This window comes from Enterobacter cloacae complex sp. SHL018 (genome assembly GCF_049237905.1).
Lineage (GTDB): Bacteria > Pseudomonadota > Gammaproteobacteria > Enterobacterales > Enterobacteriaceae > Enterobacter > Enterobacter hormaechei_C.
In genome coordinates, this window is record NZ_JBMKJE010000001.1 from 194,447 (window position 1) to 206,847 (window position 12,401).

Genomic DNA, 12,401 nt, shown 5'->3' on the forward strand with positions numbered 1-12,401 from the left:
AGACCGCACGAAGCCAAATTATCTCCCCCCGTTAACCGTTTCAGCCTTCCCGCCTTCCTTGAGCCATACCCGTTCTGGTGGTATTGTTTAGCGCTTTTTGAAAAATTGAATCGACTTTTGAGGGGATTTTCGCAATGCGTATTATTCTGCTTGGCGCTCCGGGCGCGGGTAAAGGAACTCAGGCTCAGTTCATCATGGAGAAATACGGTATTCCGCAAATCTCCACCGGTGACATGCTGCGCGCCGCTGTTAAATCTGGCTCCGAGCTGGGTAAACAAGCGAAAGACATCATGGACGCAGGCAAACTGGTGACCGACGAACTGGTTATCGCGCTGGTTAAAGAGCGCATTGCTCAGGAAGACTGCCGTAACGGTTTCCTGCTGGACGGCTTCCCGCGCACCATTCCTCAGGCTGACGCCATGAAAGAAGCGGGCATCAACGTGGATTACGTGCTGGAGTTCGACGTACCAGACGAGCTGATCGTTGACCGTATCGTTGGCCGTCGCGTACACGCTGCTTCTGGCCGCGTTTACCACATCAAATTCAACCCACCTAAGGTTGAAGGCAAAGACGACGTGACCGGCGAAGAGCTGACCACCCGTAAAGACGATCAGGAAGAAACCGTGCGTAAACGCCTGGTGGAATATCATCAGATGACCGCACCGCTGATCGGCTACTACACCAAAGAAGCGCAGGCGGGTAACACCAAATACGCGAAAGTGGACGGCACCAAAGCCGTGGCTGACGTACGTGCAGAGCTGGAAAAAATCCTCGGCTAAGCGCACCTCTCTCACCCGGAGCCCCGGGTGAGAAAAATTCTCATCTTACCTATTACAGCAATGGGTTTCGTTTAAACGCATTTCCGCTACAATTGACAGCCTATCAAATGGTTAAGAGGCGTGAATGAGTCAGGCGAAAACCGGCATCCTGCTTGCCAATCTGGGCACCCCAGAAGCACCTACTCCAGCGGCGGTCAAACGCTACCTGCGACAATTTTTAAGCGACACGCGCGTCGTGGATACCCCAAGACTGCTGTGGTGGCCACTGCTGCGTGGCGTCATTCTGCCGATTCGTTCCCCGCGTGTGGCAAAGCTCTATCAGTCCGTTTGGATGGAAGAGGGCTCGCCGCTGATGGTCTACAGCCGTCGTCAGGAGAAGGCGCTGGCCGCCCGTCTGCCGGACATGCCCGTTGCGCTCGGCATGAGCTACGGTAAGCCCTCCCTGGAAAGCGCCGTCGACTCTCTGCTGGCGCAGGGCGTTGAACACATTGTGGTGCTGGCCCTTTATCCGCAGTATTCGTGCTCCACGGTAGCTGCCGTCTGGGACGAACTGGCGCGCATTCTGGCGACCCGCCGCCGTATACCGGGTATCACCTTTATCCGCGACTACGCCGATAACGAGCTGTACATTCAGGCGCTTGCCAGCAGCGCGCGCGCGTCGTTTGAAAAACACGGCGAGCCGGATCTGTTGCTGCTCTCCTATCACGGTATTCCGCAGCGTTTCGCGAACGAAGGGGATGATTACCCCCAGCGTTGCCGCGATACCACCCGCGAGCTAGTCTCCGCCCTCGGCCTGCCGCCTGAGAAGGTGATGATGACCTTCCAGTCGCGCTTCGGCCGTGAACCGTGGCTCACCCCGTATACTGATGAAACGCTTAAGATGCTGGGCGAGAAGGGCGTGAAGCACATTCAGGTGATGTCGCCGGGCTTCTCGGCGGACTGTCTGGAAACGCTGGAAGAGATTGCTGTCCAGAACAAAGAGTTCTTTATGGAGGCGGGCGGAACGAAATACGAATACATTCCTGCGCTTAACGACTCCCCTGAACACATCGACATGATGGTGTCACTGGTCACCACCCGCCGCTGATCGCGTTACGGGCCGGGTTTGTGCTACCATTCCCGGCCCGTATTCTTTGCACAGTTCAGACCATGAAATTTCCCGGTAAACGTAAGTCCAAACACTATTTCCCCGTCGATGCCCGCGATCCGCTGTTACAGCAAATTCAGCAGGAAAGCGAAACCAGCGCTGCCTGGGTGGTCGGTATCGATCAGACGCTGGTGGACATTGAAGCCAAAGTGGATGATGCGTTTGTCGCACGTTACGGTCTGAGCGCCGGGCACTCGCTGGTGATTGAGGATGACGTTGCTGAAGTGCTGTATCAGGAGCTGGTGCGCGAAAATCTTATCACCCACCAGTTTGCCGGCGGTACCATCGGCAACACCATGCACAACTACTCCGTACTGGCAGACGACCGCTCGGTGCTGCTTGGCGTGATGTGCAGCAATATCGAAATCGGTGGCTATGCCTACCGCTACCTGTGCAATACCTCCAGCCGCACCGATCTGAACTATTTGCAGGGCGTTGACGGGCCGATTGGCCGCTGCTTTACGCTGATAAGCGATTCCGGCGAGCGTACCTTTGCCATCAGCCCCGGCCATATGAACAAGCTGCGCGCTGAAAGTATCCCGGAAGAGGTGATCGCGGGCGCGTCTGCTCTGGTACTGACCTCCTATCTGGTGCGCTGCAAGCCGGGCGAACCAATGCCGGACGCAACCATGAAGGCAATTGAGTACGCGAAGAAATACAACGTGCCTGTGGTTCTGACGCTGGGCACCAAATTCGTCATTGCCGACAACCCGGAGTGGTGGCAGGCCTTCCTGAAAGAACACGTCTCGATTCTGGCGATGAATGAAGAAGAAGCCGAAGCGCTGACCGGCGAAAGCGATCCGCTGCTGGCGTCTGATAAGGCGCTGGACTGGGTAGATCTGGTGCTCTGCACCGCCGGGCCGGTCGGGCTGTATATGGCGGGCTTCACGGAAGAAGAGAGCAAGCGGAAAACCCAGCACCCGCTGCTGCCGGGCGCAATCGCCGAATTTAACCAGTACGAGTTCAGCCGCGCCATGCGTCATAAAGACTGCATCAACCCGCTGCGTATCTTCTCCCACATCGCACCGTATATGGGTGGCCCCGAGAAGATCATGAACACCAACGGCGCGGGCGACGGCGCGCTGGCCGCGCTGCTGCACGACATTACCGCCAACGCCTACCACAAAACCAATGTGCCGAATTCCAGCAAACATACCTTCAACTGGCTGACCTACTCCTCGCTGGCGCAGGTGTGCAAGTACGCGAACCGCGTGAGTTATCAGGTGCTGAACCAGCATTCACCGCGCTTAACGCGGGGGCTGCCGGAACGGGAAGACAGCCTCGAAGAGGCGTATTGGGACAGGTAAAAGCAAAACGGCAACCTGTGGTTGCCGTTTTTAGTGTTTGTTCCCTCTCCCTGTGGGAGAGGGCCAGGGTGAGGGCATCAGGCCGCACAAAACTTAACCCGTCACCGCCTCTTCAACTGGCGGTTTTGTCAGCATTGTCAGCATTGTATTCGCAATCTCACGCTCACCCATCACCACCTGATTCGCGCCGCGCTCGGTGATGTACTCCACTTCGTCATCATAATGGGCGCGGGCAATGATTTCGATATGTGGGCATTTTTCACGGGCTGTGGCGACAATCTCGCCAGCCTCGTAACCGTTCGGGATAGTGAGCAGCAGCCAGCGAGCGCAGTCCAGATGCGCCAGATTCATAATCTCTTCGTTAGCCGCGTTGCCCAGCACCGCGCGGATGCCGCGCTCGCGAAGCTCGTCGACGCGAGTGCGGGAGGTTTCAATCACTACCAGGGGGATCCCCTGGGCCATCAGCTTCTCACCGAGCAGGCTGCCGACGCGGCCAAAACCGACCAGCAGCGCGTGGTTGCAGATATCTACGGGGATCTGTTTCTCCTCCTCAATCGCTTCTTCCAGGGTTTGCTCTTCGAGGGTTTCGGTCTTCTCGAGATATTTCTCCAGCAGGGCAAACAATACCGGGTTTAGCATGATGGAGAGGATCGCCCCCGCCAGCACCAGATTTTGCCCCGCCTGTGGCAGCAGGTTCAGGGCCATCCCCAGACCGGCAAGAATAAAGGCGAACTCGCCAATCTGCGCCAGGCTGGCGGCGATGGTCAGCGCCGTGCGCGGCGAATGGCCGAACATCCGTACCAGGAAGAAGGCGGCAACGGACTTACCAAAGATGATGATTGCCAGCGTACCCAGCACGGCCAGCGGCTGCTGAATGAGGATCAGCGGGTCGAACAGCATCCCGACGGAGACAAAGAACAGCACCGCGAATGCATCACGTAGCGGCAGGGTATCGTGCGCGGCACGGTGGCTCAGCTCGGACTCGTTCAGCACCATCCCGGCGAAGAACGCGCCCAGCGCAAAGGAGACGTCAAACAGCTCGACGGCGCCAAAGGCAATGCCCAGCGCCAGCGCAAGGACCGAAAGCGTGAACAGTTCACGCGAGCCCGTGGCGGCGCTGCGGGACATGATCCACGGCACCAGACGGCGGCCCACCAGCATCATGATGGCGATAAACGCCACGACTTTACCGATGGTAATGCTCATATCCAGCGCCAGCGAGGCGAAGCCGATATTCTCTTTTTCCATCATCCCGGCAACGGCAGGCAGCAGAACCAGCGTCAACACCATTACCAGATCTTCAACAATCAGCCAGCCTATCGCGATTTGTCCGCGCTGGCTGTCTATCAGCTGTCTCTCTTCAAGCGCGCGCAGCAGCACCACGGTACTGGCGGTTGAAAGACACAGCCCAAATACGATACCGGTCATGATTGACCAGCCCAGCACCGCCGAAAGCGCCATGCCCAGCAGCGTCGCCACCCCTATCTGGGCGATCGCTCCCGGTATGGCGATCGACTTTACCGCCATCAGATCCTTCAGGGAAAAATGCAGTCCGACGCCAAACATCAGCAGGATCACGCCCAATTCCGCCAGCTCAGGCGCCAGTTTGGTATCAGCGACAAAACCCGGCGTAAAGGGCCCTGCCAGCACGCCCGCCAGTAAATAGCCTACCAGGGGCGAAATACGCAATTTATTGGCAATCATGCCGAGAATAAAAGCGAGCACAAGTCCACCAACAATGGTGGTGATAAGCGGTGTGGCGTGGTGCATTCCGTCTCCTTTCGCGATGGGTGATCCATTTTTGGTGCAAATACCAAAAAGCCGATTAATAGTTTATGACAATTTTTAGGCTTATGTTTATGAATAATTGTTGAAATCACAATAAAAAGGCAATAAGCATGAAAAAAGGCAGATTTTGATAAATTTGCTGAGGGGAGGGAGAGGAAAGCCTTATGGCATCAGGTTATCCGGCTGCCAAAGTTTAACTTTGGCAGCCGTGAAGTCACGCTTTATGACGATTGTCAGGCAGGAATATGGTCAACATCCCCAGAAGTGGCAGGAAAGCGCAGATTTTATAGACCAGGAAGATGCTGGTGTGGTCTGCAACCATCCCCAACACGGCTGCGCCAAGGCCGCCCATGCCAAAGGCAAAACCGAAAAAGAGACCGGAAACCATACCGATACGTCCCGGCAGCAGCTCCTGCGCGTAGACCAGGATGGCTGAAAATGCCGATGCGAGAATAAAACCAATAATCACCGTCAATATTCCGGTCCATTCCAGCGTTGCGTACGGTAAAACAAGCGTAAACGGCGCGACGCCGAGTATAGAGCCCCAAATCACATATTTACGTCCAATTTTATCCCCCACAGGGCCGCCTATCACCGTGCCTGCCGCCACCGCAAACAGGAAGGCAAAGAGGTGGAACTGGGCGTTTTGTACTGATAATCCGAATTTTTGCATCAGATAGAAGGTGTAATAGCTGCTAATGCTCGCCATATAGAAATATTTCGAGAAAATCAGCACCAGCAGCACGCTGACGGCAAGGATCACCTTATTGCGCGGAAGGGGATTGGTTATCTTCGCGGCAGGTTTTCCCTTATTTACGCGATGCTGCGCGGCATACCAGCGGCTGATTTGCGCCAGGACGACAATCGCCAGCAGCGCGGCCAGCACAAACCACGCCACGTTGCCTTTGCCGTAAGGCGCGATAATTACCGCCGCCAGCAGAGGACCGAGGGAGCTACCAAAGTTACCCCCCACCTGGAACAGAGACTGCGCCAGCCCGTGACGTCCGCCTGAGGCCATACGTGCCACGCGGGACGATTCCGGATGGAACACCGATGAACCGGTTCCCACCAGCGCCGCGGCAACCAGTACCGCCTCAAAGCTGCCCGCCATGGCCAGCAGCACCAGCCCGCTCAGGGTGAAGCACATGCCAATGGGCAGCGACCATGGCATCGGGTATTTGTCCGTCCAGTAGCCCACCACCGGCTGTAGCAGCGAAGAGGCCAGCTGGAAGGTCAGGGTGATCATCCCGATCTGCACGAAGGTTAATGAGAACTCAGACTGCAACAGCGGGTAGATCGCCAGAATCAGCGACTGGATCATATCGTTGAGCAGATGAGAGAGACTGATTGCGCCTAATACTTTAAAGGAAGTGCGCGATTTCGGCGGCGACGCCGGAGCGCCCTGGACGGGCTGGGTTGATTCACTGATTGCCATAAATACCACGTCGATTTGTTATTAGAGATGCAGGGAGTAATTATTATCCGACTAACATACCCGTCCGTGACATTTGAAGAAAGTCGCAATTCTGAAAACTTATTTGTCTATTCTTGTGAGTCACTGTAATTTTTGCGTTTGTCTATGGGTCAGGGAGAGAGAAGATGAAGTTAATGAAGCGTGGCGTCGCGCTGGCGCTCATCGCCGCATGGGGGCTAACAAGCCTGCCCGCGCAGGCGTATGAAAAAGATAAAACCTATAAAATTACCATTCTGCATACTAACGATCATCACGGCCATTTCTGGCGCAGCGAATACGGTGAATATGGCCTGGCGGCGCAAAAAACGCTGGTGGACGGCATTCGTAAAGAGGTCGCGGCCCAGGGCGGCAGCGTACTGCTGCTGTCGGGCGGGGATATTAATACCGGGGTACCGGAATCTGATTTGCAGGATGCCGAGCCTGATTTTCGCGGCATGAATTTAATTGGTTACGACGCGATGGCAGTCGGAAACCACGAGTTTGATAATCCGCTGAGCGTGTTGCGCCAGCAGGAGAAGTGGTCCAAATTCCCGTTCCTTTCCGCCAATATTTATCAGAAAAGCACCGGCGAGCGCCTGTTTAAACCGTGGGCGCTGTTTAAGCGTCAGGATCTGAAGATCGCGGTCATCGGCTTAACCACCGACGATACGGCCAAAATTGGCAACCCTGAATTTTTCACCGACATTGAATTCCGTAAACCGGCGGACGAAGCGAAGCTGGTGATACAGGAGTTGCAGCAGAATGAAAAACCGGATGTGATTATCGCGACCACCCACATGGGGCATTACGATAACGGTCAGCATGGCTCTAACGCGCCGGGCGACGTGGAGATGGCGCGCAGCCTTCCAGCGGGCTCGCTGGCGATGATTGTGGGCGGTCACTCACAGGATCCGGTCTGCATGGCCTCTGAGAATAAAAAGCAGGCAGATTATGTGCCCGGCACGCCGTGTGCGCCGGATCGTCAGAACGGGATCTGGATTGTACAGGCCCACGAGTGGGGTAAATACGTTGGCCGCGCGGATTTCGAATTCCGTAACGGCGAGATGAAGCTGGTGCACTATCAGCTCATCCCGGTCAACCTGAAGAAGAAAGTGACCTACCCGGACGGCAAAAGCGAGCGGGTACTCTACACGCCAGAGATCGCTGAAAACCAGCAGATGCTCTCTCTGCTGACGCCGTTCCAGAGCAAAGGGAAAGCGCAGCTGGACGTGAAGATTGGCACGCTTAACGGACGACTGGAAGGGGACCGCAGCAAAGTCCGCTTTGTACAGACCAACATGGGGCGTCTGGTGCTGGCCGCGCAGATGGCGCGCACGAATGCGGATTTCGGCGTGATGAGCGGCGGCGGTATTCGTGATTCCATTGAAGGCGGAGACATCACCTATAAAGACGTGCTCAAAGTGCAGCCGTTTGGCAACGTGGTGGTCTATGCGGACATGAGCGGGAAGGAGGTGATTGACTACCTGACCGCCGTGGCGCAGATGAAGCCGGATTCCGGGGCGTATCCGCAGTTTGCTAACGTCAGCTTCGTCGCGAAGGACGGCAAGCTTAACGATCTCAAAATCAAAGGCGAACCGGTTGATCCGGCGAAAACCTACCGCCTGGCAACGTTAAGCTTTAACGCCACCGGCGGCGACGGCTATCCGCATATCGATAACAAACCGGGCTATGTAAATACCGGGTTTATTGATGCGGAAGTGTTGAAGCAGTTTATCCAGCAAAATTCACCGATTGACGTGAACACGTATGAGCCGAAGGGCGAGGTGAGCTGGCAGTAGTGCGTTTTTTTGCCGGGTGGCGGCTTCGCCTTACCCGGCCTACATTCGAATCGTAGGCCCGGTAAGCGCAGCGCCACCGGGCAATTTTCTCAATCCCGGCGCGCAATATCCGCAAATTTCGCGTCCAGCATTTTCGCCAGATCGCCTGCGGCCAGTTCGATATCCAGCCCGCGTTTGCCGCCAGAAATATAGATCGTCTCAAATTCCTGCGAAGGCGCATCGATCAGCGTCGGCAGACGCTTTTTCTGGCCGAGCGGGCTGATCCCGCCGACCAGATAACCCGTTGTGCGTTGCGCAACCATCGGGTCTGCCATATCGACCTTTTTCGCTCCCAGCGCCTTGGCCACTTTCTTCAGATCAAGCTGCCCGGCGACGGGCGTCACTGCCACGGCGAGGTGCTTCATATCGCCGTTCACCGCGACCAGCAGCGTTTTGTAGACCTGGTCCGCGTTCAGCCCCAGCTTGCGCACCACTTCATCACCAAAGTTGGTTTCGTTCGGATCGTGATCGTAGGTGTGGATCCGGAAAGAAATTTTGTTTTTTTCGAGTAATTTAACGGCGGGAGTCATGGCTATCCTTCTTACGACAGACGATTCATACCAGCAGCATACGCCTGACGTTTGTCTAAAAAATAGCACCATCTTGCGCAATAGTATTGGCAGTGATGGTTACTTTGAGCGACAATCGGCGTAGCCGAAGGTCACTTCGGTATAATAAAAACGATGAAATTCCTCTTTGACGGGCCAATAGAGATATTGGCCATTTTTTTATTTCAGCAGCGACGGCAAATTCCCTTCTCCGTACAAATGCAACGCGCCAACCGCGACAACATAACGACCGGCAGGCAGGGCATATAGTGTCTCCCGCCACGCCTGGTTGCGCGCGTTCATCAGCACATCATACAACGATTCACTGAACGTCGACGGTAACGCCAGCTTACCGTCTGCGGGCGGCGCATCCAGCCACCAGCCAATCATCGTTTGCAGCAGACGCGCGTTGGTGTGCCAGTGGGTTAGGGTATCATCCAGCAGCATCAGGCCGTCATCGGGAAGCTGGCGAAGAAGCGCAATCTGGCTGTCCGTGCCTTCCAGTTCAATGACGGACAGGTTGCGCGCCCTTGCCGCATTCAGCAGTTGATAATCGATACCGTAATCGCCGCGCAGCCCCAGGCGCTGCGCCTGGGTGGCCTGTAGCACCATGGCAATTTGCCACAGGGGCAGAGTGTCGAGCATTGAGAGCGAGACGCCGGTCTCATCCGCAAGACGGGTAAGCTCAGCCAGCTGCGTCCCGTTAAGACGTTCCGCCAGGGGGCGATCGCTTTCCAGCCCGGCAAACGGCGATTCATGGCCGGAGATGTCGGCTTCGACGATCAGCGCGTCGGCGCGCTTCAGCAGTTTAATCAGGCCGGAGGGCAGGGGGGACATGTCCTGCGTGCCCATATGAATGCTTCCCACCAGGTGCAGATGCTGCCCGCCCGGAAGCGAAATATCCATACCGGGCCAGGCATAACGGCGGGGAAAAAGGGCGCGAAACGATGTTTTTAGACGATTAAACAGACCCATACGCGCTCCATGATCGGAAAGGTTCATGCTAGCGCGTACGGGTACAAGGTTCAATCCTTCGGTTTAAACCGCAGCAGACGGTTAGCGTTGCTCACCACGGTAATTGACGAGAGCGCCATCGCCGCACCCGCAACAACCGGGTTCAGCAGGGTACCGGTCAGCGGCCACAAAATCCCGGCGGCAATCGGAATGCCGAGCGAGTTATAGACGAAGGCCCCCAGCAGGTTCTGCTTCATGTTGCGCAACGTGGCTTTCGAAATCGCCAGCGCATCCGCCACCCCCATCAGGCTGTGGCGCATCAGGGTGATCGCCGCGGTTTCAATGGCGACATCGCTCCCGCCGCCCATCGCAATGCCTACGTCAGCCTGCGCCAGCGCCGGGGCGTCGTTGATGCCGTCGCCCACCATCGCCACCTGGCGACCCTGACTTTGCAGGTTCTTGATGGCGTCCGCTTTGCCGTCCGGCAGCACGCCCGCGATCACCTCATCAATACCGGCTTCTTTCGCAATGGCGTTGGCGGTGGTCGGGTTGTCCCCGGTCAGCATCACCAGACGATAGCCCGCGCGGTGCAGGCGCTGTAAGGCATCTACGCTGTCCTGGCGTAACGGATCGCGCACGGCCAGCAGCGCCGCCACCTGACCATCCCTCGCCAGCAGAACCGGCGTCGCGCCCTGAGAGGCCTGCGCGTTTAGCTCTGCGTCCAGCGCGGACGTATCAACGCCGTGTTCAGTCAGCAGTGCCTGGTTGCCCAGCAGCAGCGTATGGCCTTCGGCTTCACCGCTGACCCCTAAACCGCGCAGGGTGCGGAAGTTGCTGACCTGCGGCAGACGGCCATCATCGGCTTTCTCCAGGATGGCGCGCGCCAGCGGGTGGCTGGAACCTTGTTCCAGCGCGGCGGCAAGGCGCAGGGCGTCCGTCTCCGTACAGCCAACGGTACTGACGGCCACCACCTGCGGTTTGCCCTCGGTGAGCGTGCCGGTTTTATCAAAGACAAGGGTGTCCAGCGTGCTTGCCCGTTGCAGGGCGTCAGCATCACGGACCAGTACGCCAAATTCGGCGGCGCGTCCGACGCCAGAGATAATCGACATCGGCGTGGCCAGGCCAAGGGCACAAGGGCAGGCGATGATCAGCACCGTGGTGGCGATCACCAGGGTGTAGACAATCTGCGGCGCCGGGCCGAAGAAATACCAGATCGCCGCGCTCAGCAGGGCAATACCGACGACCACCGGCACAAAAATGGCGGAGATTTTATCGGCAAGCTGACCAATCTCCGGCTTACTGCTCTGCGCCTGGCGGACCATGCGAATGATGCGTGACAGCGTGGTATGGCTCCCGACCGCGCTGGCGCGGAACAGTACGCTGCCGTCCTGTACCACCGTACCCGCATGCACCGCATCGCCCTGAGATTTCTGCTGGGGTATCGGCTCGCCGGTCAGCATCGCTTCATCCAGCCAGGCATCGCCCTGGGTGATTTCACCGTCGACGGGCACGCGGTCGCCGGTGGTCAGGCGCAGCGTCATTCCCGGCTGTACCTCTGAGAGCGGAACGCTTTTTTCCCCGTCGTCCGTGACCACGCGGGCCGTCGGCGGGGTTAAATCGAGTAATCTTTCCAGCGCTTTCGACGAGCGCTGACGCGCTCGGGCTTCGAGCATATGGCCTAAGTTAATCAGACCGATAATCATCGCACTCGCTTCATAATAGAGATGGCGCGCCTCCATCGGGAACCACTGCGGCCAGACGTTCACGCTCATCGAATACAGCCACGCCGCGCCGGTACCGAGCGCGACCAGCGTGTCCATCGTCGCGGTGCGGTTTTTCAGGCTCTTCCAGGCGCTGGTATAGAAATGTCCGCCAGCAAACACCATCACCGCAAGGGTAATCAGACCAATCACCAGCCACAGGGTGCGGTTGTCAGCGGTGACCATCATGTTGTCACCCATCATGCCCCACACCATCACCGGAATACCGACCAGCAGGGCGACAATCGCCTGCCAGCGGAAACGCTTCATAGTGGCGACAGCCGTTTCCTGCTGGCGCTCGCGGCGCTCGGCATCATCTTCGATGGCCTCCGCCCCGTAGCCCGCTTTCTCCACGGCCTGCACTAACTCTGCGGCGGAGGCGCTGCCCATCACCAGCGCAGTACGCTCCGCCAGGTTTACCCGTGCCTGTGCGACGCCCGGTACCGCCTGTAAGGCGTTTTGTACCCGGGAGACGCAGCTGGCGCAGCTCATGCCGTTGATCAGCAGCTGTTGGCTGTCATCAATGTCATCAGCTACCGGAAGCTCAGGAGTGGCCGCTGTCAGTGCTTCCGACGGGGATGATGACTCTGCCAGCGGTTTAGCCTTTGGGTGGCTTAACTCCGCCCCGTAACCGGCCTGTTTAATGGTATCAATCAGCGCGTCGGCGCTGGCGCTGCCGGTCACGGCGGCATGATCGATAGTCACCTCAGCGCTTTCCACGTCAGGACGCTGCTCCAGGCTTTCTTTAACGCGTTTGACACAGTGGCCGCAGGAGAGGCCGTCCAGTGTCAGGTCAATAGTGTGAGACATAACAAAACTCCCGTATA

9 protein-coding genes are annotated in these 12,401 nt (G+C 57.3%); 4 read left to right on the plus strand and 5 right to left on the minus strand.

What is annotated here, in order from left to right; genetic code table 11:
- Positions 1 to 134: 134 nt before the first annotated feature.
- From adk to ACOTY5_RS00940, 3 genes are all read left to right on the plus strand, one after another.
- Positions 135 to 779, plus strand: a complete 645-nt coding sequence (gene adk / locus ACOTY5_RS00930; protein WP_006809841.1) for an adenylate kinase — start codon at positions 135 to 137, stop codon at positions 777 to 779.
- 124 nt (positions 780 to 903) lie between these two features.
- Entirely contained in the window at positions 904 to 1,866 is a 963-nt protein-coding gene (gene hemH / locus ACOTY5_RS00935) for a ferrochelatase (RefSeq protein WP_017383216.1), read from the plus strand.
- 62 nt (positions 1,867 to 1,928) lie between these two features.
- On the plus strand, positions 1,929 to 3,233 hold the full coding sequence (locus ACOTY5_RS00940; protein WP_023303206.1) for an inosine/guanosine kinase: 1,305 nt from the start codon (positions 1,929 to 1,931) through the stop codon (positions 3,231 to 3,233).
- Positions 3,234 to 3,326: 93 nt separating this feature from the next.
- Here ACOTY5_RS00940 and ybaL read toward each other — a convergent pair whose 3' ends face one another.
- Both ybaL and ACOTY5_RS00950 read right to left on the minus strand, forming a co-directional pair.
- On the minus strand, positions 3,327 to 5,003 hold the full coding sequence (gene ybaL / locus ACOTY5_RS00945) for a YbaL family putative K(+) efflux transporter (RefSeq protein ID WP_017383218.1): 1,677 nt from the start codon (positions 5,001 to 5,003) through the stop codon (positions 3,327 to 3,329).
- Positions 5,004 to 5,235: 232 nt separating this feature from the next.
- On the minus strand, positions 5,236 to 6,456 hold the full coding sequence (locus tag ACOTY5_RS00950) for an MFS transporter (protein ID WP_015571242.1): 1,221 nt from the start codon (positions 6,454 to 6,456) through the stop codon (positions 5,236 to 5,238).
- A 164-nt stretch (positions 6,457 to 6,620) separates the two neighbouring features.
- On the opposite strand from ACOTY5_RS00950, the gene ushA reads away from it, so the two are divergent.
- Entirely contained in the window at positions 6,621 to 8,273 is a 1,653-nt protein-coding gene (ushA, locus tag ACOTY5_RS00955) for a bifunctional UDP-sugar hydrolase/5'-nucleotidase UshA (RefSeq protein ID WP_032670451.1), read from the plus strand.
- A gap of 89 nt (positions 8,274 to 8,362) precedes the next feature.
- On the opposite strand, the gene ybaK is transcribed toward ushA, so the two are convergent.
- The 3 genes from ybaK to copA form a co-directional block, all read right to left on the minus strand.
- Positions 8,363 to 8,842 (minus strand): Cys-tRNA(Pro)/Cys-tRNA(Cys) deacylase YbaK, encoded by a 480-nt coding sequence (gene ybaK, locus ACOTY5_RS00960; protein WP_010428207.1) that lies wholly within the window; start codon positions 8,840 to 8,842, stop codon positions 8,363 to 8,365.
- 198 nt (positions 8,843 to 9,040) lie between these two features.
- Positions 9,041 to 9,835, minus strand: a complete 795-nt coding sequence (locus tag ACOTY5_RS00965; protein ID WP_017383220.1) for a TraB/GumN family protein — start codon at positions 9,833 to 9,835, stop codon at positions 9,041 to 9,043.
- Between the two features lie 50 nt (positions 9,836 to 9,885).
- Positions 9,886 to 12,384, minus strand: a complete 2,499-nt coding sequence (gene copA, locus ACOTY5_RS00970) for a copper-exporting P-type ATPase CopA (protein ID WP_045142065.1) — start codon at positions 12,382 to 12,384, stop codon at positions 9,886 to 9,888.
- Between the last annotated feature and the right edge of the window lie 17 nt (positions 12,385 to 12,401).